Annotated in this window: 21 protein-coding genes, 1 tRNA gene and 1 pseudogene; 17 read left to right on the forward strand and 6 right to left on the reverse strand. The window is 57.9% G+C overall.

Annotated features, from left to right (window positions below):
* Nucleotides 1-115 precede the first annotated feature (115 nt).
* Both NW820_RS01015 and NW820_RS01020 read left to right on the forward strand, forming a co-directional pair.
* Nucleotides 116-361, forward strand: a complete 246-nt coding sequence (locus tag NW820_RS01015) for a hypothetical protein (RefSeq protein ID WP_049749597.1) — start codon at nucleotides 116-118, stop codon at nucleotides 359-361.
* Nucleotides 362-515: 154 nt separating this feature from the next.
* Nucleotides 516-1100 (forward strand): SRPBCC family protein, encoded by a 585-nt coding sequence (locus NW820_RS01020; RefSeq protein ID WP_414342286.1) that lies wholly within the window; start codon nucleotides 516-518, stop codon nucleotides 1098-1100.
* A 192-nt stretch (nucleotides 1101-1292) separates the two neighbouring features.
* Here the strand turns inward: NW820_RS01020 and NW820_RS01025 are convergent, their stop codons facing one another.
* Nucleotides 1293-3281, reverse strand: a complete 1989-nt coding sequence (locus tag NW820_RS01025; protein WP_414406444.1) for a DICT sensory domain-containing protein — start codon at nucleotides 3279-3281, stop codon at nucleotides 1293-1295.
* 185 nt (nucleotides 3282-3466) lie between these two features.
* On the opposite strand from NW820_RS01025, the gene NW820_RS01030 reads away from it, so the two are divergent.
* The 4 genes from NW820_RS01030 (at nucleotide 3467) to NW820_RS01045 (ending at nucleotide 7581) form a co-directional block, all read left to right on the forward strand.
* Nucleotides 3467-3910, forward strand: a complete 444-nt coding sequence (locus tag NW820_RS01030) for a 2TM domain-containing protein (protein WP_011434035.1) — start codon at nucleotides 3467-3469, stop codon at nucleotides 3908-3910.
* A gap of 120 nt (nucleotides 3911-4030) precedes the next feature.
* A tRNA-Gly gene (locus NW820_RS01035) sits at nucleotides 4031-4101 on the forward strand.
* Between the two features lie 776 nt (nucleotides 4102-4877).
* Nucleotides 4878-5879 (forward strand): ABC transporter substrate-binding protein, encoded by a 1002-nt coding sequence (locus NW820_RS01040; RefSeq protein ID WP_414357554.1) that lies wholly within the window; start codon nucleotides 4878-4880, stop codon nucleotides 5877-5879.
* Nucleotides 5880-5940: 61 nt separating this feature from the next.
* Nucleotides 5941-7581 (forward strand): ABC transporter permease, encoded by a 1641-nt coding sequence (locus NW820_RS01045; protein WP_414342291.1) that lies wholly within the window; start codon nucleotides 5941-5943, stop codon nucleotides 7579-7581.
* A gap of 22 nt (nucleotides 7582-7603) precedes the next feature.
* Here the strand turns inward: NW820_RS01045 and NW820_RS01050 are convergent, their stop codons facing one another.
* Complete coding sequence (locus tag NW820_RS01050; RefSeq protein ID WP_414406445.1) at nucleotides 7604-8290, reverse strand: hypothetical protein; 687 nt, start codon at nucleotides 8288-8290, stop codon at nucleotides 7604-7606.
* A 189-nt stretch (nucleotides 8291-8479) separates the two neighbouring features.
* On the opposite strand from NW820_RS01050, the gene NW820_RS01055 reads away from it, so the two are divergent.
* The 5 genes from NW820_RS01055 (at nucleotide 8480) to NW820_RS01075 (ending at nucleotide 13739) form a co-directional block, all read left to right on the forward strand.
* Nucleotides 8480-9832 (forward strand): ABC transporter substrate-binding protein, encoded by a 1353-nt coding sequence (locus tag NW820_RS01055; RefSeq protein WP_414406446.1) that lies wholly within the window; start codon nucleotides 8480-8482, stop codon nucleotides 9830-9832.
* 112 nt (nucleotides 9833-9944) lie between these two features.
* Nucleotides 9945-11147: a carbohydrate ABC transporter permease gene (locus NW820_RS01060; RefSeq protein ID WP_414406447.1), complete on the forward strand. Its 1203-nt coding sequence runs from the start codon at nucleotides 9945-9947 to the stop codon at nucleotides 11145-11147.
* A 91-nt stretch (nucleotides 11148-11238) separates the two neighbouring features.
* Nucleotides 11239-11760 carry a pentapeptide repeat-containing protein gene (locus tag NW820_RS01065; RefSeq protein WP_414329417.1) on the forward strand — a complete coding sequence of 174 codons (522 nt, stop codon included), beginning with the start codon at nucleotides 11239-11241 and terminating at the stop codon, nucleotides 11758-11760.
* Nucleotides 11761-11853: 93 nt separating this feature from the next.
* Nucleotides 11854-13272, forward strand: coding sequence for an NADP-dependent phosphogluconate dehydrogenase (gene gndA, locus NW820_RS01070; RefSeq protein ID WP_414383833.1), 1419 nt, complete (start codon nucleotides 11854-11856; stop codon nucleotides 13270-13272).
* A 77-nt stretch (nucleotides 13273-13349) separates the two neighbouring features.
* Nucleotides 13350-13739 (forward strand): gamma-glutamylcyclotransferase, encoded by a 390-nt coding sequence (locus NW820_RS01075; RefSeq protein WP_099812288.1) that lies wholly within the window; start codon nucleotides 13350-13352, stop codon nucleotides 13737-13739.
* Nucleotides 13740-13777: 38 nt separating this feature from the next.
* Here the strand turns inward: NW820_RS01075 and NW820_RS01080 are convergent, their stop codons facing one another.
* Nucleotides 13778-15013 carry an amidohydrolase family protein gene (locus NW820_RS01080; RefSeq protein WP_414406448.1) on the reverse strand — a complete coding sequence of 412 codons (1236 nt, stop codon included), beginning with the start codon at nucleotides 15011-15013 and terminating at the stop codon, nucleotides 13778-13780.
* Between the two features lie 279 nt (nucleotides 15014-15292).
* Between NW820_RS01080 and NW820_RS01085 the strand changes: the two genes are divergently transcribed.
* From NW820_RS01085 to NW820_RS01110, 6 genes and pseudogenes are all read left to right on the forward strand, one after another.
* The gene (locus tag NW820_RS01085; RefSeq protein WP_414406449.1) at nucleotides 15293-16447 is read left to right on the forward strand and encodes a BMP family ABC transporter substrate-binding protein; all 1155 of its coding nucleotides are present in this window, start codon (nucleotides 15293-15295) and stop codon (nucleotides 16445-16447) included.
* Nucleotides 16447-17541, forward strand: coding sequence for an ABC transporter permease (locus NW820_RS01090; protein ID WP_414406450.1), 1095 nt, complete (start codon nucleotides 16447-16449; stop codon nucleotides 17539-17541). The genes NW820_RS01085 and NW820_RS01090 overlap by 1 nt, the downstream gene beginning before the upstream one ends.
* A 68-nt stretch (nucleotides 17542-17609) precedes the next feature.
* On the forward strand, nucleotides 17610-18557 hold the full coding sequence (locus tag NW820_RS01095; protein WP_099812292.1) for an ABC transporter permease: 948 nt from the start codon (nucleotides 17610-17612) through the stop codon (nucleotides 18555-18557).
* A 46-nt stretch (nucleotides 18558-18603) separates the two neighbouring features.
* Complete coding sequence (locus tag NW820_RS01100; protein ID WP_414357564.1) at nucleotides 18604-19245, forward strand: restriction endonuclease subunit R; 642 nt, start codon at nucleotides 18604-18606, stop codon at nucleotides 19243-19245.
* 33 nt (nucleotides 19246-19278) lie between these two features.
* Nucleotides 19279-20307, forward strand: coding sequence for a formamidase (locus NW820_RS01105; RefSeq protein WP_414357565.1), 1029 nt, complete (start codon nucleotides 19279-19281; stop codon nucleotides 20305-20307).
* 51 nt (nucleotides 20308-20358) lie between these two features.
* Nucleotides 20359-20601, forward strand: a pseudogene (locus NW820_RS01110) (NADP-dependent phosphogluconate dehydrogenase); the annotation flags it as partial.
* On the opposite strand, the gene NW820_RS01115 reads toward NW820_RS01110, so the two are convergent.
* The 3 genes from NW820_RS01115 to nadC all read right to left on the reverse strand — a co-directional run bounded on the left by NW820_RS01115 (nucleotide 20598) and on the right by nadC (nucleotide 24265).
* Nucleotides 20598-22091 (reverse strand): L-aspartate oxidase, encoded by a 1494-nt coding sequence (locus NW820_RS01115; RefSeq protein ID WP_414406451.1) that lies wholly within the window; start codon nucleotides 22089-22091, stop codon nucleotides 20598-20600. The pseudogene NW820_RS01110 and the gene NW820_RS01115 overlap by 4 nt on opposite strands.
* Before the next feature lie 29 nt (nucleotides 22092-22120).
* Nucleotides 22121-23209 carry a quinolinate synthase NadA gene (nadA, locus tag NW820_RS01120; RefSeq protein WP_414342299.1) on the reverse strand — a complete coding sequence of 363 codons (1089 nt, stop codon included), beginning with the start codon at nucleotides 23207-23209 and terminating at the stop codon, nucleotides 22121-22123.
* A gap of 198 nt (nucleotides 23210-23407) precedes the next feature.
* Nucleotides 23408-24265, reverse strand: a complete 858-nt coding sequence (nadC, locus tag NW820_RS01125; RefSeq protein ID WP_011434043.1) for a carboxylating nicotinate-nucleotide diphosphorylase — start codon at nucleotides 24263-24265, stop codon at nucleotides 23408-23410.
* Nucleotides 24266-24333 lie beyond the last annotated feature (68 nt).

Consider the following 24333-nt stretch of genomic DNA (forward strand, 5'->3'; position numbering starts at 1 on the left):
CATTTTACGAGAGGAGATCCCTTGTCAACGGACATCTACGAACACCTGTTTTCAGTTCAAGCTGGCTACAGTGGAGTTAAATCTGAAACATCTGAGCCAAACGAGGTGGGATCCGATGGTACTGGACACATTGCCGCTGGTTGCCGCTGTAGCCATCGCCATTTTTATGCTGGTTTTTTGGGTGCGGGTGGTTCGAGAGGCCATCTGGACAACGGTGGGGATTGTAATCATCTTGGCCGTGTTGTACGTGGTCTTTAGAATTGGCCCGCGGCAGGTGCTGCAGGAGTTGCGGGATCCCTTTGCCCTTCTAGAACAGGTTTGGCAGGTGATCGTCGGTTGGTTCCAGGCCCTTCTCCCCTAGAGTTCGTTATCTGCTATACAGTTGCCTGATACAATAGAAAACACAGGGGGGCAGCCTATTGGAACTGCTGGCGAATGGTTTGTCCAGTCAAAAATCGATTCCCTCTCCGGTTTCCGCACTGCTCTACAGCACCTACGCGACTGAAGTTCTCGCCATGCCTTCTGACCCTGAATGGGATCCCCAAGACCCCACCCCAGAAGATGGGATCCCCATTCCTGCTGGCGTCAGCGGGACGGAGTCCTCAGACATCCAGGTGGAGGTGGAGGATTTGGGGGAGCGCCGCCGCCAAGTGCGAGGTCGCGTCCTGATTCCGGTGGAGCGGCAGCAGGTCTGGCAGGTTTTGACCGACTACGACCATCTGGCGGAGTTTATTCCCAACTTGGTGGAAAGTCGCGTCATTGGCCGTGAGAATGGCCGCACACTGGTACGTCAAGTGGGATCCCAAAAGGTTTTATTTGCCCAATTTTCTGCTGCGGTGGTGCTGGCTATCGAGGAGATCTTTCCTCAGCAGCTTCGCTTCCAAAAAACACAAGGGGATTTTCTTATCTTCGAGGGGTTTTGGGATCTGGCCGATTGGTCGGCCCATCAAACCTTGCTCACCTACCACCTGCAGGTCAAGCCTCCCCGCAGAATGCCTGTCGGTCTGGTGGAGCGCCGCATTTGCCAAGATTTGGCCCTGAACTTACAAGCCATTCGGGAGCGCTGCCTGAGTTTGTCGGATCATTCCAAGCCCGTTTGAGGCGCGCCCAATAGGTACCTCGTTCCCCAAGCGCTCCGCGCCGCTGACGCGACCACTCTCAGCCCTTCTGCCAAAGAAGAGGGGGGCTGGGGAACAGCTTTATTGCCATTTGTGGGATTTGATATTCGAGCTGGAATTTGCCAGGTGGATCCCAGAGGCAAAGTGGGCCGGTGGTCCTTCACCTTTCGAGTCTCAAGCAGCGATCGAGGGCTGTCCTTGGGTGTGTGGGTGCGCTATCGGCAGGGTGAAGTGGAAGGCACTGCCCTGATTGATCCCCCCCGATTCTGCCCAGATGCGCCCCCCCATGGCCTCAATGATCAGTCGGCAAATGGCTAGCCCCAAGCCCGTCCCACCCACCGAGCGCCGCAGGGATCCCTCTGCTTGATAAAACCGCTCGAAGATGGCTTGCAACCGGTCTGGCTCAATGCCGCGCCCGGTGTCGGCAACAGTGAACTTCACCATCGCCCCCGTCGATCCACCGGCTGGTGGCTCCACTTCTGCCCGAATCCAGATCCGTCCGGTGGAAGGGGTAAATTTGCAGGCATTGTCCAGCAGCTTACGCAACACCTCCACCAGCCACTCCCCATCCGCCCTAACCATTGGCAGCCGTTTGGGCAGCACCTGCTCGATGGTGGGCAAGTCTTCGTGCCGCCGTCGCGCTTTGACATTGCTCAGGGCCAGCTCCACACATTCTTGAGCAGACAACGGCTCGATATGCCAGCGAACGCGACCACTTTCCAGCTTGGAGAGGGTGAGAAAGTCCTGCACCAACTCCCGCAGCCGATCGGCATCTTGCAGGGCTGTGTTCAACATTTCCTGGCGCATCTCCAGGGGCATGTCGGGGTCGCTGGCCAAAGACTCCAAACACACCTGAATGGTGGACAGCGGGGTGCGCAGCTCGTGTCCGGTCACGGCAATCAGCTCTGATTTGGCCTGATCCAGAGCTGCCAACTGGCGATTGAGCTCTTCTAGGTGCTGATAGGCTTCTGCCTGCAAGAGGGCTACCCCCACTTGGTTGGCAATGGCTTCTGCCAACTCCAGAGTGGCCGGCTGCCAGCGGTGAGGGTGTTCGTGGTGTAGCTCCAATAGGCCCAGCAACCGCCCTTGATAGAGAATCGGCATGGCCACCCAAGCCCGAATTTGGGCCGGCTGCCACAGCTCCGGCACTCGCTGCAGGCGGGGATCCTTTTGGGTATCCTCGCAGCACACCGCTTGTGCCGAGGCTACTGCCTCCCGCAAAAAAGGGTTGCTGGGAAGAGGCCACAGGGATCCCTTAAGGCTGCCCATCGTTAGGGTGCGGTACTCCTGCTCAATCTGAACAGCAGGGGCCTGGCCATCGTAACGGTAGATCAAACATCGCCCCACCTCTGCCACCTGCCCCAGCTCCTGCACAGCAATTGCCAAAATCTCGCCGGGATCCAAAGACTGGCGAATGGCACTGCTGATGCGGTTGATCAGATGCTCTTTGCGCTCTTGCGCCCGAATGGTGCGGTAGGCCCGCTGCAGCTTGTATTGCCCTGCCTGGAGATAGGTGATCAGCCGCTCGGTAAAGGGGCCTGGATTCAGTTGGCTGGCGGAGTTTTGCGGGGATCCCTTGAGGTACTGGCGAAGGGGCTCAAGGCGAGGTTCCAGATCCGGTCGGTAACTGAGGATCTTGGGCAACAGGGCCAAAGCCGCTTGGACTGTAATCTGACGATCAAATGACCAGATCCCATCAAATTGGCGAGCTGCATCCATATCGCTGCTTTGCCAAGGACGCTCCCGCTGCATCTGCAAGCGTTCTCGACACACGAGGCAGGTGGCATAGTGGGCATCGATGACGATCAAGTGCCACTCCTGCACCAAGGGATCCTCTGGATCCAAGGGAATGGTGTGGTAGGGCAGGTCTGTCTGAGCAAAATCCTTTTCTGGGGTCGCCAACACAAACACGTCTTGGGCCATTGCGCTGATGCGCTGGTAGCGCCGTGCCTCCTGGCGGTAGTAGCGCTCCTTTTGAAAGTTAGCGAATACCCACGGGGATCCCTGCCCTTGCAGCACCTGATCCTCAATGGCGTGGCTGAGGGCAACCAAAGAGGATTTGAAATACAGTTGTGGGCGCAGGTGCGGCAAAGCCTGCAGCAGATCGCTCAATAGGGAGGTACGACTCTGGCGAAGGTAAGATCTAGAGCGGGTGGAGGCCATAACCCTACTGGCAAGCACAGATCACAGGCAGTACAGGGACACTTAACCCCAGAGAAGGAGGCTCGCAGTCTAGGTTTAGTCTAACGGTTGGGATCCCGCGGCGGAGGGAGCTTCATAAGGCGCAAGATCCAGCTAGCCCAAACTAAGAGATATAAAGTTTACGAAGTTATATGTAAGTCAGCCAAATGTCGGGATCCCGGTACAGCCAAGAGGACGTGCAGCAGATCCTCCAGCGGGCCATTGCCCGCCAGCCACGCCTGGGCGAGTTCACCCGCTCCCAACTGCAGGAGATGGCTGCCGAACTGGGGATCTCCCCCCAAGAGCTGGACTTGGCCGAGCAGGAATGGAAGGCCTGGCAAGAGCTGAACAGCCAACACCGAGAATTCCAGCGCTACCGCCGTCGGCAGTTTTACCAACTGCTGGGCCGCTATGGAATTGTCAACAGCTTTTTGCTGGGCTTAGACTGGCTCTCCGGTGGAGGGCTATCTTGGTCGCTGTTTATACTCATGGGGTGGGGCTTGACCGTTGCCCTCAAGGGCTGGAACGCCTACCAAACGGAGGGTGAACGCTACGAGAAAGAGTTTCGCCAATGGCAAAGGAAACGCCAGAAAGATCTCCAGAGCAAGTAAGCCCAGCCTACCGGAGAAGTCTGTCCCGCTGATGGAGATGGATTTTTCTCCAAACTCTGAGTGGGAAGGGGCACCGCCGAGAGATGCTACCATAGATATTCAGCATCGCTGAATGCCCGTGCGGGCGTAGTTTAATGGTAAAACCGCAGTCTTCCAAACTGCTGTTGTCGGTTCGATTCCGTCCGCCCGCTTCCCAACACTGGGCAGGCCTTAAACTAAACCTCAAAACTCGCCTGCTGTAGGCCTTTCCGGGCCCAACCTAGCCCCAAGGCAACGGTTGAGTTCGGGGCGAAAAGTGTCTGCGAGGGGGGTGGAGAAGGAGCAAAGCAGGAGGAGTCTTGTGAGCTTTTGGTCTGACCGTGGCGTATCGCGGCTGGGGTGGTACTACCGTGGAAGGCGTTACCGGTTGTCGACGGGGGTGCCGGATACGACGGCAAGCCGGCGGGTGGAGTCGGAAGCTGGTTGCCTTGGTTAAGCTTCTCTAGGAGGAGCTAGATAAGGAAGACGCTTTCGGATCCCTATAGCCAAAGTACAGGGTATGTGGTTCCAAAAAGCATAGCTGGTTGAACCAAGCTGTGCTTTTTCCTCTCACAATCTGGCCGGTAATTTTTCTTAATCAGAACTTAATCTCAAAATAACCAGAAAATAACTTTTGGATGATTTTATTGAGGTATTCTGAGCTGTATTCAACTCCTAAAATAGGGGGAAACCTGGGAACCCCGAAGCCAAAGCTTCCCCCGGCTTCCTGCGAGTTTTGTGAGCGAAGTGGGATCCCTGCTACGCAGGGGGTGCTTCTATCCATATCCATGTGGTTGTGACTTATAGTGGCTGTGATAGATGTTGTCTGAAAAGCTGCAATACAGGCTTATTCTCCGGTGAATTTGGGCAATGCTCTCATTTGTGCCAGATCGGCAGTAAAGTGAGAGTAAATGCAAAAACCGATTTTGGAATGGTTAGGAGAATCACCGTGCGTCCTCTATCTTTGTTGGCGGTGCTTTGCAGCGTGGCTTTTGCCCAGCCTTTTGCGTGGGGATCCTTGAGCTCAGCCTGGGCTAAGCCTTCCGGGACGTTGCGTTTGTACACCTCCCAACCCGATGCAGATGCTCAGAAAACTGTTGCTGCATTTCGGGAAGTTTATCCAGAGGTTTCGGTGGAGATCTTTCGCTCCGGCACCGAGGAGGTGATCAGCCGCTTTCTTTTAGAAGCAGAAAAGGGCAGCCCCCAGGCAGATGTGTTGTTGGTGGCCGATGCGCCCACCTTTGAGCTGCTGAAAGCCCGCAATTTGCTGGAGTCCTACTGCAGCCCTGAGGCCAAAGCCATCGCTGCCACCTACTACGACCCAGACTGCCACTACTTCGGCACCAAGATCTTGGCCACGGTGATCGTTTACAACACGGCCAAAGCCCAGCCCATCGATAGCTGGGCAGCCCTGGCCCAGGTTCCTGAAGGCCAACTGGTGATGCCCAGCCCTACCTATTCGGGCGCCGCCGCCTACAACTTGGGGGTTATCACCCGCACCCCCGGCTTGGGCTGGGAGTGGTACGAAGCCCTGAAAAAGAACAAGGCAGTGCTGGTGCAAGGCAATGGCGCTGTGGCTCGCAACGTCGCCAGTGGCGAACAAAGCTACGGCATGGTGGTGGACTTTCTCGCCATTCGCAGCCGCAACGAGGGATCCCCAGTGGAGGTGGTCTATCCCAAGGAGGGTGTGCCATTGATTACAGAGCCGGTGGGAATTGTAAAAGGAACGCCCAACCTGGAAGCTGCCCAGGCTTTTGTGGACTTCTTGCTGTCTCAGAAGGGGCAGGAGGTTGCTGCAGGGATGGGCTATATGCCACTGCGGCAGGATGTCACACCTCCGAAAGGGTTCCCCGCCTTGAGCGAGCTGAAGATCTTAAGCGTGCCGGCGACGGAGTTGGCCGAGAGCCGCGAGGCCGACAAGGCTCGCTTTGCCAAGTTGTTTGGGGAATAGGTTGACATCAAGCTGGCCAGACGCTGGCCAAGTCTTGCGGTGGAAGGACTTGAGCAAAGGGTTGAGGCACCCCATTATCCCCTGGCTGGTGGCTGTAGCCGCCCTTGTGACTCTGACCCACGTCTATCCCCTCTGGAGGCTGCTGCAGCGGGCCTTGGGCGGCGAAGGTGAGAACATCCGCTGGTTGCTGGAAACGCCTCGCGTCCATCTGGCGCTACGCCATAGCCTTTGGGTGTCCGCGGCCTCAGCGGCGCTGGCTCTTGGGGCCGCTCTGCTGCTGGCGGTGCTCACCACCCAGACGGATCTGCCGGGCCGCGGGATCCTACGGCTGCTCTTTTTGTCTCCTCTGGTGATTCCGCCCCAGGTTTTGGCCTTGGCCTGGATCCAGTGGGCTGGGCCGGTGGGCTATCTGCAGCAGGGGCTGCGCTGGATTTTGGGAAAGCAGGGATCCCTGTGGAGCCTCTACACACCGGCGGGGATCATCCTGTTGCTGGCTCTTTTTGTGCTGCCGATTGCCTATCTGACGCTGGTGGCGGGCCTGAGCCGGCTCTCCAAGCAGGCTCAGGAGGCGGCCCAACTGGATGGGGCAAACCTGCTGCAGGTTTGGCTCTACGTCACGCTGCCTCTGTTACGGCCCTCTGTGGCGGCAGCAGCAGCACTGGCGTTCCTGGGGGCCTGGGGCAATTTCGGGATCCCGGCCTTGCTGGGGATCCCGGGGCGCTACCTGACCTTGCCCACTCTGCTGTACCAGGAGGTGATCAACTTCAGCGGCGATGGGTTTGGGCGCAGTGCGGCGCTGGCGTTGCTCTTTGGCCTGCCGGCCCTCTTCTTCTTGAGCTGGCCCCAGCGGAGTCAGGAGGGGTTGGATCCCGGCGAGGCGCCTCCGGATCCCTATCGCCTGGGCTGGCTGGGTTGGCTGCTCAGCGGGATCCTTTTCGCCGCAGCTCTGCTGGTCGTTCTTGGGCCCTTGCTGGCCATGGCTGCGACTGCCCTGCTGCGGGCCTATGGCCTGCCCCTGACCTGGTCTAACCTAACCCTGGAGCATTTCCGCATGGTTCTTTTTGATCTGGAGCGGGCCCGCCGCGCCACGCTGCACAGTTTGGGCTTGGCGGGAGGAGCGGCACTGCTCTGCAGCGGGATAGGGACGATCTTGGGCTATGCCCTGACCCGCTTGAAGGTGCCGCTGTTGGCCCTGCTCAGCTTCATCGTGGACTTGCCCTATGCCCTGCCGGGCCTGATTTTTGCTTTGTCTCTCATCTTGGTGTGGTTGCCTCCTCCCCTGCCGGGGCTGAGCCTCTACGGCACCCTATGGCTGATCCTGATGGCCTACCTGGGGCGGTTCTCGGCCCTGGCACTGCAGCCCCTGCAAGCGGCGTGGCGCAGCTTGGATACCAGCCTTGAGGAGGCAGCCAGTATTGACGGGGCCTCCCTGCTGCAAACCTTTCGCCACATCTTGGTGCCGCTGCTGGCGCCAGCCCTGACGGCGGCAGTGTTGCTGGTATTTCTGCAATCTTTTGCCGAGCTGACCCTCTCCGCCCTCTTGGTGACCTCCCGCTCGGAGACCTTTGGGTGGCTCATCTTTGGCTTGCAACAAGGGGGCTATACCCAGCAAGCGGCGGCCCTAAGTACCTTGCTGCTGATCGCGCTCTTTGCCCTGGCCGCGGGGATCCAGGCACTGCGGCGGCATGCCAAGCCAAGCTGAGGAGGGGATCCCTGCAAATCCTTCACGGATTGGGGCCGACTGTGGTGGTGCGGCGGATCGGTTGACCTTTCAGGGTATTGCCTTCTACTGTTTTCACCCAGCCTTGCCCTGGTACAAATCGGTACTGCACATCGGTATCAGAGCCACCGAGCAGATCCCCTTGGGCATTGAAGACGCGAGTTTCCCGCTGCCAGTGTCCTGGCCCGGTCGGTGTGCTGCTCGACTCGGTGGTGTAGGTTTGGCCGCGAGCATTGTTGAATTGGCCGCTGCGCTGCCAGCCTTGCCCCGCTTGGCCCTCGATAAGGCTCGAGCTGCTGCCCACCGTCTTGCCCTCGGCGTTTTGCAGGGTGGTGCTGCCCTGCCGTTGCCAACCCTCATGTGTGTGAGTAGTGGTGTGCTGATGGTTCAGGTTCCAGGTCTGACCTTGTTGGGTAGTGACTTGGCCGGAATAGTCTCCTTCCACCCCCTGACCGGGAATGAATTGCCGGGATCCCTGGCCGGAATAGGTGCCACTACCCGATCTGCCACTTGGCCCGGTGCCAGTGTAGGTGCCGGAGTGAGTGAAGGTGCGCTCACCGCTCGGGGTCAGGGATCCAGCCGTTGGCGTGGTGGCTGTGCGAGTGCGTTGACGGGGGCGAGCCTGCGCAAAGGGAGCAAGCGCCATCAGGAGGGCAGTAACCAATAACAGGCAAAAGCTTGCGGTTTTCATTTTCATTCTCATTTTTCGAGACCCCTAGAGAGGTTGTCGATCATAACCCAGGCTCAGCCTTTACCCTGTCTGACTCTGACTTTGGCCTGAAGGTTCACCTCCCGAGGGGATCCCGCCAGACATAACCTGCTCTTAATGTCGGTGCTGTAATCTCAGAGGTGCCCTTAGCGAATGCGACTGCATTTTTCTATGAATACCCGTCGTACTTTCCTGGCTGTTGCGGCTGGCCTGGTGGCTGCGTCTGCTGCTGCTCTTCTGGCTGCCGACAGCTTTGCTCAGTCTCCTGCCGAAGTCAAAGTTTGGATTGCCTTTACCGATAACCGCCTGGATTGGGCCCGCGGAAAAGCGGCAGAGTTCAACAAGCAATTTCCTCAATACAAAGTTACGGTCGAAGGCTACGGCAACTACGAAGAAATTCAGCAAGCCACCGACCTGGCCATTCAACAAAATGCTGCTCCTTCGGTGGTGCAATGGTTTGAGGTGGGCACCCAGCGGGCACGGGATTTTGGTTACTTCAAGTCCATTGCCGAGGCTCTGGGCAATCGCACCGAAGTGAACGGGATCCCAGTGAATTTCGACGATTTTATCGAGCCGGTGGTGAGCTACTACACCCTGGATGGCAAATTTACCTCCATGCCCTGGAACAGCTCCAGCCCCATTCTCTACTCCAACACGGCCATCTTGAAGAAGGCTGGGATCGAAAAGCCGCCGGCCACCTGGCAAGAGCTGGAGGCTGCTTGTCAAAAGATCATGGCCCTCCCCGACGCTCCCCAGGGCTGTGTGACCTGGCCCAATCACGGCTGGTTCTACGAGCAGTGGATGGCCCAGCAGAATGCCCTCTTGGCCAACAACGACAATGGCCGTGCCGCCCGTGCCACCCAGGTCTTTTTGGACTCGGAGCCGTCAATTGCCATCGCCACCTGGTGGAAAGGGATGTATGACAAAGGCTACTACATCTACAGCGGCAAGCAGCGGGATTGGGCAGCCACCGAGCAGGCCATCCAGACCGGTACCGTCGCCATGGCCATCACCAGCAGCGCCGATGCCGCCAACATCACCAACGCTGCCAAGCAAAACAACATCGAGCTGGTCACCACCCGCATGCCCTACAACGCCGACAAGGGTTGGACGGGGAACTTGATCGGGGGAGCCAGCCTCTGGCTGGTGAAGGATCTGCCCAAGGAGGTGGAAGAGGGGGCGCTGACCTTCATGCTGTGGCTCAATAACACCGAAAATGCTGCCGAGTGGCACCAAGTGACCGGCTACTTGCCCATTCGGAAAAGCTCGGTAGCCTTGCTGGAGTCGAAGGGCTGGTTCAAGGAAAACCCCAACTTCTTCACCGCCAGCGACCAAATCAACAATTCCAAGGTGACCCCTGCCACTCGGGGGGCGCTGCTGGGGGCTTTCCCCGAAATTCGCAACGTGGTGACCCAAACCATGGAAGATCTGATGCTTAAAGGCGGGGATCCGGCCCAGGCCATGGCCAAGGCCAACGAGGAGGCCAACCGCCTTCTGGCCGAGTACAACTCCCTTTACCAGTAGCCCCAGTGTCGATGGGCCAGGGGTGTTATTGAGGGATGGGGGTGGGCGGCGGCCTGCCCCTTTTTGGGTTTTGACGAGGCTCTTGTGAAGAGCAAAGCCGAGGTGAGAGGCGATGTTGGGATTCATCCAAGTGCTGCTGCCCCTGTTGGCGGGGTTGCTGGGATCCCTCTGGATGGGGCTCCGTTTTCGACGCATCGAGTGGCCTGTGCCGGTGGGGGCAGTGCTGGGGGGCCTAGCAGGAGGGCTGGGATCCCTGATTTTTATGGCGCCCCTGGATTTTTGCACTTTTGAGCCGGAGCGCAAGGCCATCGACATGGCCTTTGGCGTGGGGCTGGTGCTGGCGGGCATGGCCATTCCCCTCTGGCCGCTGTTGGCGTGGACGCAGAAGGAGCAGGAGCGCCGCCTGGGGATCCCCGGCCCAGCTGTTCAGGAGAGGGGCATCTTTAAGCAGTGGTGGCTGGCGTGGCTGCTCTTGTTGCCCACCTTCACGATCTTGGTGGTGTTTCTCTACTACCCAGGGCTGGATACCTTCCGCCTTTCCACCCTGCTCACGTTTGTGGGGGCGCCGCGCAGCCGCTTCGTCTGTGTGGATAACTTTACCGCTTTGCTGACGGATTCCACCTATCTGCGCAGCCTGGGGATTACCTTTGCCATTTCGGCGGCCATCGTGGTGCTGGGGTTGAGCGGATCCCTGTTGATTGCCACGCTGGCCTATCAGCCGATTCGGGGGGCGGCGATTTATCGGGTGTTGCTGATCTGGCCCTACGCCATCTCTCCGGCGGTGGCCGGGATCATCTTCTTTATCATGTTCAACCCCTTGGGAGGGGTGGCCAACCATTTGCTGGGCCTGGTGGGGATCCCCCGTTTAAACTGGCTCAGCGATCCCAACTTGGCCCCTTGGGTGGTGATCTTTGCTAGCGTTTGGAAGCAGATGGGCTACAACATTTTGTTTTACCTTGCCGGCCTGCAAAACCTGCCCAAGGATCTGCTGGAGGCGGCTGCCATTGATGGAGCCGGGGCTGTGCGTCGCTTTTTTGCCATCACCCTACCGCTGCTTTCTCCCATCACCTTCTTTTTGGTGATTACCAACATGACCTATGCGTTTTTCGATATCTTTGGCACCATTGACTTGCTGACTGCTGGGGGCCCTTCCGGATCCACCTCGGTGTTGATCTACGAGATCTACAAAATCGGAGTGTCTTCAGGCAATTTGGGTAGGGCTGCCGCACAATCCATCGTCCTGTTTCTCATTGTGGTGGGGCTGACGATCCTGCAATTTCGCACCACCGAGCGGAATGTAACCTACGGCGGATAACGGCTGTCTCTGCTGCAACGCAATGATCCCAGTTCTCAGTGGGCAAGGGGAAAATCGGCAAGAATGGGGGTAGAGAATCTAGGGATCCTCGATGGCCCCAAAATCCAACGCCTCGACTTGCTGGCGCGACTTCGGGAAGCTGGGCATGCTGCTGGCGGCCACTCTGCTGCTTTGGCTCCTCTGGGGCTCCATAGCGGGCAGCCAAGCCCGTCTCAACTTCAACAACGCCGATCTGCAAGGTCAAGATCTATCCGGCCAAGATTGGCGGGGCAGCAGCTTTGTCAGCGCCAACCTGCAGGGCGCCGATCTGCACGGGGCCAACCTTTCGGGGGCGGCATTCACCAAGGCCAATCTGGCGGGGGCCAACCTATCCGGTGCCGATTTGAGCAATAGCCTTTTGGATCTGGCCAATTTGGCAGGAGCCGATCTCAGAGGGGCCAAGCTCACGGGAGCCATTGCCGCACGGGCGGTTTGGCAAGGAGCGCAGATTGCCGGCGCCGATTTCAGCGAAGCCTATGTGGATCGGGCGGCAAAGCGGCAGTTGTGTGAGCGAGCTGAGGGATCCCACCCGATAACCGGCGTAACCACCCGTGAGAGTTTGGGCTGCCCTTGAATCAGGGCCGGCAAAGGTGAAGAAAACAGGATCCCTGAGCCCCGTCGGTCAGATTGGCCTCTAGATTGGGTGAGGTGTCGATAGTGCCCAACTATGAGCAAGCCCAGCTTTGCGGTGATTGGCCTAGCGGTGATGGGGGAAAACCTGGCCCTCAACGTCGAGCGCAATGGCTTCCCGGTTGCCGTCTACAACCGCACCAGCTCCAAAACCGACCAGTTCATGCGGGAGCGAGCCCAAGGCAAACGGATCACCCCCGCCTACAGCCTGCCGGAATTGGTGCAACTGATGGAGCGGCCCCGCAAATTCTTGATCATGGTCAAGGCGGGTGCGCCGGTAGACGCGGTGATTGACGAGCTTAAACCCCTGCTGGATCCGGGGGATATCATCATCGACGGCGGCAACTCCCTCTACACCGACACCGATCGCCGTGCCGAAGCCCTCGCCCCCACCGGGATCCACTTTGTCGGCATGGGAGTGAGCGGCGGGGAAGAGGGAGCCCTGAACGGCCCCAGCCTCATGCCCGGCTGCAGCCCAGAGGCCTACCAACAACTGGAGCCCATCTTGGCCAAAATTGCCGCTCAAGTGCCAGACGGCCCCTGTGTCACCTACCTGGGGCCCAAAGGGGGCGGGCACTACGTGAAGATGGTACACAACGGCATCGAATACGGCGATATGCAGCTGATCGCCGAGGTCTACGACCTAATGCGCAGGGCTTTGAAGCTGTCGGCCTCGCAGATGCAGGAGATTTTTCAGGCTTGGAATGAAACAGAGCTGGAATCTTTCCTAATTGAAATTACCGCCAAGATTTTCCAAACCCTGGATCCGGAAACCGGCAAGCCGTTGGTGGATCTCATTCTGGATAAGGCTGGGCAAAAAGGCACCGGTTTGTGGACAGTCAAGGACGCTCTAGATCTGGGGGTACCAGTGCCCACCATTGAAGCGGCGGTGCAAGCTCGCATCCTCTCGTCGATGAAAGAGGAACGGGTGGCTGCCTCTGCCCAGTTGAAGGGGCCCGACGCAACTTTTGCAGGGGATCCCGACTGCTTTATCCAAGATCTGCGCGCCGCCCTCTACTGCTCCAAAATCTGCTCCTATGCGCAGGGGATGGCCCTGCTCAAAAGAGCCACTGTTGCCCACGGCTACGTCTACACCTTCAGTGAGATTCCGCGGATTTGGAAGGGGGGCTGTATCATCCGCGCCCGCTTCCTGGGCGAGATCCAGTCGGCCTACAAACGGGATCCAGAGCTGGTGAACCTGCTGTTGGATGAGGAATTCGAGCAGGCCATCCGGGAGCGGCAGGGATCCTGGCGGCGGGTGGTGTCCACGGCGGCTGCCCTGGGGATCCCGATCCCGGCCATCAGCGCTTCTTTGGCCTACTACGACAGCTACCGTACCGCCAACCTGCCCCAGAACCTCACCCAAGCCCAGCGGGACTTCTTCGGGGCCCACACCTTCGAGCGCATCGACAGGCCGGGCGTCTTTCACCATGAGTGGAGCACCTGTTCCCGTTAGCAACGGGTAGCATGAGGAGGTCTTGGGATCCCTCTCTGGCCGGGGATCCGGAGGCGGGAGAATCTGTTTGATTTGATATGGACATTAAATTGGCCGTGAATGGCACCCTGATGCGGGGGCTACCCCTCAATGAGAACCTACTGCAAATTGGGGGTCGCTTTGTGCGGGAAGCCCAAACAGCCGCTTGTTATCGGCTTTGGTCCATCGACGGTCTTTATCCAGGCATGGTACGGGTTTGCCAGGGCGGTTCTGCAATTGCTCTGGAGATTTGGGAAATCCCTGCCCATGGGTTGGGTCAACTCCTTTTGCAAGAGCCGCCAGGCTTGTCAGTGGGCCGCATTCTTTTGGCAGAAGGGGAGGAAGTGCTGGGGATCCTAGCCGAACCCTACCTGTGTGAGGGGCAATTGGACATCACCGCTTGGGGGGGGTGGCGAGCCTACATCGCTTCCAGAAATAGACAGGAATAATCGCATTTCACCAGCTTTTCCCAGTCGCAGCTTCGACATCAGTTGACCCGCTGGGGATCCCGCCACAGTACCTGGCCCTGCCGCATCGTCAGCACCACATCTGCCGGGGTAACCCGAGTGAGAATCGACGCAATTAGATGACGACTGGCCCGCAAATGAGGACGGGTGAAGTCCAGCACCACCAAATCGGCGGGCAGCCCCACATCCAAATAGCCGTACACATCGGATCCCAGTAGAGGCCGTAAATGTCGGATGTTGCTGGTCACCATCTTCAAAATCTCGACTGGATCAGGGCGCACCGCATCTCCAAACTGGCTTTTGGCCACTTTGTAGGTGAAATCCAGCTCTGCCAAAAGGTTCGGGCTATTCAAAAGTCCGTTGTCGGTGCCTAGCAAGAGATTGGCCTCACTCTCCAGCAGGCGGGCAATCGGCGGGAGAGGCAGTCCCAAGTTGGCATTGGCCCGTGGGTTCAAAACGACATTCACCCGATGCCGGGAGAGCAATTGAATTTCCGCTGCGTTGGCCACCGTTGCGTGAATCACCAAATGGGGACGGTAAAAATCAAGAGCACGCTCCAAATCTCCCCGTCCGGCGATGGCCAGACTGACCTCTCGATACCCCTCATTTTCCAGACAGTGGATGGCCCGCAGCTTGCCTATTTTCTCGGTCAGGTCGTGGATCTGCCGCCAGGCGGGTTCCGTCAAATCGTTCAGGGTGCTCTCGGAAAATCCATCTGCTACTGCCAGAATCTCTTGCAATTCTTGATAGGCTTGGGGGTTTAAGGGATCCCGATTTTGCCGCAATTGCTCCTCACTGAAAGGGAGGCTCTCAAACTGGCCCAAGATCACTGAGTGGATCCCGGTTTGGGCTGCAGCTTCCCGCAACAGTTGGCAGCCGTAGACCCCCTGCTCGCGAAAATCGATGTGTCGGATGGTGCCCGTTGCCGCCATGTAGCGCAGGTGAGCGGCGATGTGTTCCAGGTGCTGTTGCGGCGACTGTTTGGCTAACTCTCGATATTTGTAGCCGTCAGGTCGGAAGAACCCCTCTTCCAAAGTCAGGCCTGTCGCCCCATCCGGCAGACAGCTATCCCCCATGTGGGTGTGGCTGTTGGTGAAAGCCGGCAAAATCACCCAGGATCTCTGTTCCAACCCAACAATGGGATCCCCCAGTTCCATGCAGGTAACGGTGTCTTGTTCTACCCCGAAGCGGGAGCAGCGATGGGGAACCAGATCCGGGCCGGCCAGAACAACACCCTCTTGCCATTGAAAACCCATAAAACCCACTCGCAAAACTCATCAGACTTGAGAATGTTATCAGTGCCAAAAACGGGCTAACCGAACTTTGGGTGAGCGGGAAGGACTTTTGCCAGCATAAAGTGAAGCATCAAAACTTTGAATCGAGAAAACTGTAATTTAGACTACCAAAACTTCTCGATAGAGGCTATCTAGTAAATACAGTAGTTGCTGCCAGGGGTTCAGCAGAGGTTCAGAACCTCACCGAGTCTGCTGGGTCTCGTCTTTCCAGAAAGCTTATTCACGAATAGGATTCTCAACATGAGCCGGCCATTGTTTCGTCATCTGTACACTCGTAGGCAGCTCCTTCGCTCTGGTGCTGCCGCCGCTGCCATCACCTTGACCTCACAGTTGTGGCGTGCCCAGGCCCAGAACAAGAAAGAGATCACCATCGGCTTTATTTACGTTGGCCCCAAAGATGACTTTGGCTGGAACCAGGCCCATGCAGAGGGAAAAGTTGGCTTGTCCAGCCTAACTTGGGTGAAAACCGTTGAAGAAGAAAATGTGCCGGAAACGGTGGCCGTGGAAGAAACCATGCGGGCCATGATCGAGCAAGATGGGGCAACGGTACTCTTTCCCACTTCTTTTGGCTACTACGATCCCCATATCTTGCGGGTAGCCAAGGAATATCCAGAGGTACAATTCTTTCACGCCGGTGGACTTTACATTGAGGGAGTGCATCCGAAAAACGTCGGTAGCTACTTCGGCTACTTGGATGAAGGCCACTACATCAACGGGGTGCTGGCCGGTTCCATGACCAAAAGCAACCGCCTTGGGTTTATCGCCGCCAAACCCATTCCCATTGTGTTGCGCAACATCAACAGCTTTACCTTAGGAGCCAAGAGTGTCAACCCCAACATCACCACTCAGGTGATCTTTACGGGAGATTGGGCTCTACCTGTCAAAGAGGCAGAAGCTGCCAACAGCATGGCCGACCAAGGCATCGATGTGCTCACCTGCCATGTGGACAGTCCCAAAATCGTTATCGAAACAGCAGAGCGGCGAGGTCTGATGAGCTGTGGTCACAACACCAGCCAAGCGGCGCTGGCTCCCAAGGGCTATTTGACGGGCGCTGAATACGACTGGACAAGCGTCTATACCCAGTTTGCCGAAGCCATCCAGGCGGGCAAAACCCTGATGAACGGTGGGATCCCCCACCTCATTCGGGGGGGTATCAAAGAGAAATTCATTAAAACTTCCCCCTGGGGATCGGCAGCCAGCGATGAGGCCAAAAAAGCTGGAGAAGCGGCCCTTGCCCAGTTGCAAGCTGGCTCGTTGGTCATTTACAAAGGCCCTCTCAAAGACAATACCGGCAAAGAGGTGATCCCTGCCGGAGTGGAATACGGCCAGCGGGCAATCGAGCTGGAATCCATGGACTACCTGGTGGAAGGCGTGATCGGGAGTATCTCTAGCTGATGGCTACCACCTCTTCTGCTGTTTCCCGCTCGGTTCCGCTGCGGTGGCGCTCCAGCCTTGAGCCGATCCTACTGCCCTTTGGGGCTTTGTTGGCCTCGCTGTTGATCTTCGGCTTGTTTTGTGCCATGGCCGGCGCAAATCCCTTCGCCGTCTATGGCTCCATCTACAGAGCTGCCTTCGGCAGTTGGTTCTCTTGGCAAAATACTCTGCAACGGGCGGCTCCCCTGATGCTCACCTCCCTGTGTACCATCCTGCCGGCCCGCATGGGGCTGGTGATCATCGGCAATGAAGGAGCTCTGGTGATGGGGGGGGTGGCAGCTGTGGCGATGGGGCTGTGGGCGGGATCCCTGGCTCCACCCGTGGTCGTTTTCCTGATGGCCTTGGCGGGCATGGTGGCCGGTGGCCTGTGGATCATGGTGGTGGGGGCACTGCGCCACTACCGGGGTGTGAATGAAACCATCAGCAGCCTGTTGATGAACTACATTGCCATTGCCCTGATGAACCATTGGGTGGGGGGGCCGCTGCGGGATCCCAGTTTCTTGAGCAAGCCCTCCAGCTTTGCCGTTGACGAGGCCAACATGTTGGGTCGGCTATGGGGCACCCGCATCCACTTCGGCTTGGTCTATGGCATCGTTGCCTGCCTGGTTGCCTATGTGTTGATTCAACGCACCACGTTGGGTTTTTCGGTGCGCATAATAGGGGGTAACCCAAAGGTGGCCCGAATGGTGGGGATTGCTGTCGGTAAACTCACACTGTTAATCACCTTTCTGGCCGGCTCCTGTGCCGGCTTGGCGGGCATGGTAGAGGTGGCTGCCGTACACGGGCGGGCCAATGAGTCCTTGACTGTGGGCTATGGCTACAGCGGCGTTCTGGTGGCCTTTGTCGCTCGACAAAACCCAGCCGCAGCAGTGGCGATGGCTATCCTCCTGGGAGGGATCCTGGCCAGCGGCAGCATTTTGCAGCGCTCCCACAATTTGCCGGATGCTACTGTGTTGGTGTTTCAGGGCATTGTCTTTTTGCTGATTCTCTACAGCGAATCCCTCTACGGGCGCTTCGACTTTTTTCGGGATCGAGAACCCTCAGAACCAGCCTAGATAACTGGCCCCCGAAGTAGCAATGATTTGGTCAAGTAACCAATTCAGTGGTCAGGAGAAAAACTCAGATGGAAACAGAAGCCCTAGGATGGTGGGGGATCCCCTTGGCGGTGATCGCCGGAACCTTGCGGGGAAGTGCGCCTTTTTTGTTCGTCAGCTTGGGGGAGTGTCTGACGGAAAAAAGCGGCAAAATCAACCTCGGCCTAGAGGGATCCCTGTTGATGGGGGCAATGAGCGCCTACGCCATCTCCTTCCTCACCCAAAACACGGCAGGCAGTGTGGTCGCGCCTTGGTTAGGGGTATTGGTGGCCGGGTTTGCCGGTTTAGCCTTGGGAGGGATCCACGCCTTTTTGGCCCAACAACCTCGGGTTAACGATGTTGCGGTGGGCATTGCTATGATCATCTTTGGCAGTGGAATGGCCTTTTACCTGGGCAAACCCTTCATTCAGCCCGCAGCCCCCCGGCTACCTGCCTTTGAGTTGGGAAATTGGAGCAGCAGTCCTGCCATTCAAGCTGCCCTAAAACTGAGCCCACTTCTGCTGCTGGGGATCCTCCTGGCCTTTGTCATGCACTGGTTCTTTCGCTCCACTCGTTGGGGCCTATTCGTGCGGGCTGTGGGCGACAACCCCGATGCAGCACGGGCCATGGGGATCTCGGTGCCCAAGGTAAGGGCTCTGTGCATCATGGCAGGCAGCTTCTTGGCAGCCGTGGGAGGAGCTTACCTGTCCCTATACTACCCCGGCAGTTGGACAGAACGCATTTCCAGCGGACAAGGCTTGATGGCCGTGGCCCTGGTGATCTTTGCCAAGTGGAACCCGTTGCAGTGTTTATTGGCTGCTTTTTTGTTCGGCGGAGCTCAGGCGATTGGGCCAGCCTTGCAGTCGGTGGGTGTGCAGTCCAACTACTACCTGTGGAATGCCGCTCCCTACGTGCTGACCTTGGGGATCATGATCCTGACCAGTTCTCCGCGGCGAACCCTGGCAGGCATGCCTGGGGCCTTGGGCACCGGGAAGTAGCCGACTGGCTATAGTCGAAGTGAACCCGATTTAGGGATCCCTGGTTATGACCGCTGTACAAACCCGACCTGCCAATACCCTGACTCTGAGAGAGGTTCACGAGCTCTTAGGGCTGTGTCGGGGAGATTCTTTAGAGTTCGAGGAAAAACTGGACTTACCCCCTTTGACTGAACGGGAGATTGAGGAGCTGACCCAACTCCAGGAATTGTATTTTAGCTATCTGGCCGATGACACTCTGAATGAAGGGCAAGTCAAATTTCTGTTTGTTTCTCCACTTCTCAAACTGGCAGGCTTTCTATCGAGCGACATCAAAATTAATCTAGAAGAAAATATTGCCGATATTATCGTTGAGGAGGAAGAAGGCCAAGTTGCCATCAAAGGTCGTGTAGACTTACTCGCCATTAGAAGAGGAGCAAGAGAGAGCTTTTGGATCCTCGTGATAGAAACCAAGGGAGGAACAGTAGCTACAAGCCTGGCCATCGCCCAATTATTGACCTATGCTTACAAAGGAATAAAAAATCAAGAATTTGTTTGGGGATTAGCTACAAATGGAGAAGACTACCAATTTATCTTGTTACAGCAAGGTTCACCCATTACCTACCATTATCTACCTAAGCTGGGATTGCTAGATAGCAAATCGATACATCGGCTTTTACAAGTTCTTAAATCCATTCGACTAACTCTCTAACCCATTCCATCTTCATCAGCAAAGGATTTGATCATGAGTGGACTCGGTGGCCTGAATAAAACTCCCAACGGTGTTGTATTGGGACTGGTGCAACTGCAGCTACCCAATGTGGTTACTCCCGATGATCTGGCGGCGCAAACCCAAAAGATAGTCAGTATGGTGGGGAAGGCTCGCCGCAGCATGCCCAGCATGGATTTGGTGGTCTTTCCGGAGTACTCTCTGCACGGCCTGTCGATGGACACTAATCCGGAGATCATGTGCCGACTGGATGGACCAGAGGTAGCTGCCTTCAGTGCCGCCTGCCGAGAGAACGATATTTGGGGCTGCTTCTCAATCATGGAATACAACCCGCAGGGTAATCCCTATAACAGCGGCATTATTCTCGACAATCGAGGGAACCTACAACTGTACTATCGCAAGCTGCATCCTTGGGTTCCCGTCGAACCTTGGGAGCCGGGAAATTTAGGGATCCCTGTCTGTGATGGCCCGAATGGCTCAAAGATTGCCCTGATCATTTGTCATGATGGCATGTTTCCAGAAATGGCCCGCGAGTGTGCCTACAAAGGGGCCGAGATTATGTTGCGCACTGCCGGATATACTGCCCCCATTCGCCACAGTTGGCAAATTACCAATCAGGCCAATGCCTTTTGCAATTTGATGGTGACGGCCTCGGTGTGTATGTGTGGGTCGGATGGCACGTTTGATTCTATGGGGGAGGGCATGATCTGCAACTTTGATGGCACCCCCCTGGTCATGGGATCCCATCGCCCTGATGAAATCATTACTGGCGAAGTGCGCCCAGATTTGGTGCGGGAAGCTCGCATCCATTGGGGTGTGGAAAACAACATTTATCAATTCGGACACCGTGGCTATGTGGCCGTCAAAGGCGGAGCCCAAGATTGCCCCTACACCTACATGCAGGATTTGGTGAATGGGGCCTATCGCCTGCCCTGGGAAGAGAAAGTGATCCACAAAGATGGCAGCGCCTGTGGATTTCCTCCTGCCACCCGCCTTTACCAGGAATCCTCCCTCACCGAGGCAGCTTATACTGGCTCTACTTGAAGATTTCGTCGATACTAGAGACACTACACCCGCGTAGACTGGGCAGATGAGGAGTTTAAGCAGGCCCTCCAGGAGCGGCAGGGATCCTGGCGGCGGGTGGTGTCCACGGCGGCTGCCCTGGGGATCCCGATCCCGGCCATCAGCGCTTCTTTGGCCTACTACGACAGCTACCGTACCGCCAACCTGCCCCAGAACCTCACCCAAGCCCAGCGGGACTTCTTCGGGGCCCACACCTTCGAGCGCATCGACAGGCCGGGCGTCTTTCACCATGAGTGGAATGCCTGTTGCCGTTAGCAATGCGTAGCATCAAGAGGTCTCCGGAAAAAAGTTGAACCGCGCACCTCCGTATGGAAAGGCTCCCCTTCCTGAGGAAAATCCTCGCGGAAATGGGCCCCGCGGCTTTCCTCCCGCAGCAGCGCCCCCTGAGCTACCAGACGGGCCAGCAAAAGCAGACTGCCTGCCTCGGCCTCTTCCCGGGTGGCCCAAGGCTTTTCCTGCAGGGGAAGTGCCTTGACAAAGGTCAGAAAAGCCCGCAGCCGTGTTCCCTCCCGCACAACGCCCAAAGCTTCCCCAACTCGATGCCTGAGAGCCGGCAGGATGTCGGGAGACGTCGCCAGAACGGGTAGCCTCTGCAGCTGTCGGGGAAAGCTCACCTCTCCCAAATCTTGCAAGGCAGCCAAGGCGGCCCGCTTGCCCATGACCAGCCCTTCCAAAAGGCTGTTGGAAGCCAAGCGATTGGCTCCGTGCAGACCCGTGGAAGCCACCTCCCCAGCAGCATAAAGGCCCGGCAGGCCGGTGAAGCCGAAAGTGTCCGTTCGGATCCCACCCATCACGTAGTGAGCCGCGGGAACAACTGGGAGCAGATCCTTCGTGGGATCCAGCCCCAAGGCGCGGGCAGAGGCAACAACGGTGGGAAAGCGCTCCTCCAGATGTTCGACGACCCGCAGATCCAGGTAGGTTCCCCCTGTCTGCTGCCGCTCCCAGAAAACGGCCCGAGCTACCACATCCCGCGGCGCCAGCTCTCCCAGCTCCGCATAGCGAGGCATAAAACGCTCCCCCAAGGCGTTGAGGAGAACAGCCCCTTCTCCTCTTACTGCCTCGCTCACCAGCGCTCCATTGGGCAAGGCCGTGGGGTGAAATTGCACAAACTCCAGATCCCTGAGAGTGGCCCCTGCCCGCCAGGCCAGCACCATTCCGTCGCCGGTGGCCCCCGGGGGAGCTGTCGAGACGGGGAAAAGGCTGCCAAATCCTCCCGTAGCCAGGAGAACTGCCCCGGCCCTCACCTCCACCGGCCCTTCAGGGCCAAGCAGCAAGGCCCCCCCTACCCTGTCCCCCGCCAGCAAAAGGCTTAGGGCTGTGTAGCCCTGCAAAGGCAGCCTGTTGAGGCGAGCCAGCAAACCTCTCAGAAGCCACAGTCCGCTCCGATCCCCCCCCAGATGGCGTACCCGCGCTTGGGAGTGGCCCCCTTCCCGGACAGGTTGGGGATGGAAAGGAAGGCCCCAGCGCAAAAGTCTCTCCAGGTGCAAGGGTGCTTCCTCCACAATGGAGCGAGCCACCTTTTCTTCCACCAGGCCGCGGCCCGCTTGCAAGGTGTCTTGGATATGGGCTTCTACGTCCGCCTCATCCACAGGAAAAGCCACCCCACCCTGCGCCCAAGGGGTAGAGCCAGAGGGAAGGGGATCCTTGCTTACCACCAGAGTTGTCGCCCCCTGGGCTTCGGCCCACAGGGCTGCGTACACCCCCGCCACCCCTGCTCCCAGGATCAACAGGTCTGTTTCTAACAAGGGCGGCGCCCCGTTCTTCCCCTCCACCTCTAGGCTCCGGCGGGCACTGCCAGCATGGCCAGGATGGAACGGCGAGCCTTCTCAGCCACCTCCTGGGGCACCTGGATCACGTAGCGCATCTCCTGCAGGGAGCGGTAAATCTTTTCCAAGGTAATCTTCTTCATGTACTCGCAGACGGCTTCTGCCTTGACAGGGATGAAAGTTTTGTCTGGAGCTTCTTTCTTGAGCCGGTGAAGAATGCCCACCTCGGTGGCCACCACAAACTCGCGGCTTTCTGAAGCTTTGGCGTAGCGCACCATGCCCTCGGTGGAGAGCAGCTTGGCATCCGGTTTGAGGAAGAGACAGCTAGAGCCGCAACTGCACTCCGGGTGAATGAGGAACTCTGCTCCAGGGTGCTCTTCCACCATCGCCTTGAGGTGCTCTTCCCGGATGCCAACATGCACGTGGCACTCTCCCGGAAAGAGATCCAGCTCCCTTCCGGTTACTTGAGCAACGTGGGCTCCCAGAAACATATCCGGCACGAAGAAGATGGGGCGATCCGGGGGCAGGCTGGCCACCACTTGAACTGCGTTGGCGCTGGTTACGCAGACATCTGCCAGAGCCTTGATCTCGGCAGCGGTGTTGACGTAGGCCACCACCAGGCCCTCAGGGCAGGCTGCCTTCCACCGCAGCACATCTTGCGGGCGAATGCTATCGGCCAAGGAACAGCCCGCCTCCAGATCCGGCAGCAGCACCGTCTTTTCCGGGTTAAGGATGGCAGCCGTCTCCGCCATAAAATGCACGCCCGCAAAGACAATCACCTGGGCGCTCGTCTTTTGAGCCTCCCGAGCCAGTCCTAAGGAGTCTCCCACAAAGTCCGCCACCTCTTGAACTTCGGGGAGCTGATACGAATGCGCGAGGATAACTGCCTGCCTTTCCTGTTTGAGCCGGGCAATCTCCTGGACGATTGTGGCAGTGTTGTGTAGCAATGGGGTTTCTCCCTTCATTTTCGACTTCTTGTCGCGACAGCGTTGCGTAGCAATAACGGTTTTGTTCCTCTGGAGGCTGGACACGATCTGAGGACTTTGTCCCGCTAATGCGTTTGCAGGAGCAGCGCGCAGCAATAACGGAAAGCCCATCTCCTGGAGTTGGTCGACTCTGCTTTGGGGGGTATCTGAGCCGGCAAGAGAAGCAACCCCCAACCCAGATGCCCGGCGAAGCCTTTCGCGGCGCCCGGTTGAGCTGGAGCTGGGCTTAGGTTGTCTTCTCAAAGTAGCATCAGTCGCAACAGCGTTGCGTAGCAATAAAGCAGTGTCCAGCGAGGACTTGGCTCAGGGTCACACCACCAGCAAAGAGAGATCCAAAGCCTTGGCCGAGTGGGTGAGCGCCCCGACGCTGACGTAATTCACGCCTGCCTCGGCCACTTGCCTGGCCCGTTCTGGGGTCATGTTGCCGCTGGCCTCCAGGGGAACTCTCCCTCCCACCCGTTGGACGGCGGCCTGGGTTTCTTCCAGGGTGAAGTTGTCCAGAAGGATGAGATCGGCTCCTGCTGCCAAAGCCTCTTCCAGTTCCTGGAGATCCCGCACCTCCACCTCCACCTTGAGGTGGTGGGGAGCACCTTCCTTGGCCCGCTTGACGGCTGCCAAAACGCCTCCCGCGCCGCGGTCGCAACAGCGTTGCGTGGCAATGATGTGGTTTTCCTTGATCAAAATGCCGTCGAACAGCCCAAAGCGGTGGTTTTTGCCGCCCCCTACCCGTACAGCATACTTCTCCAGGGCGCGCAGGCCGGGAGTGGTCTTGCGGGTGTCCAGAAGCTGGGTTGAGGTTCCCCGGAGAGCCTCTACATAGGTGCGGGTGAGGGTGGCAATGCCGGACAGCCTTTGGAGAAGATTGAGCGCCAGCCTCTCCCCCGCCAGAATGCCCTTCAGGGATCCCTTGAGGTGGGCCACCTCTTGACGGACAGCCACCCTGGCCCCTTCCTCCACTCCAGGGATGAACTCCACCTGGGGATCCGCCAGCCGAAAAACCCGCTTGGCAATCTCCAGGCCGGCCAGGATCCCTGTCTCCTTGGCCAGGATTACCGCCTCACCCTCCAGTCCTGGGGGTAGGGTCAGCTCTGTGGTGAGGTCGCCGTGCCCCAGGTCTTCCCACAGCCAAGCGCAAAGGGTCTCCTCTGGTAAGTAAACTTCTTCCATTTTCGGTTTGGTTTTAGCTAGACCGGCGGGAAGCCCCGCCTTCTGTTAGTGACTAGTGGCTGGTCACT

This window comes from Synechococcus sp. R55.7, assembly GCF_047461955.1.
Classification (GTDB): domain Bacteria; phylum Cyanobacteriota; class Cyanobacteriia; order Thermostichales; family Thermostichaceae; genus Thermostichus.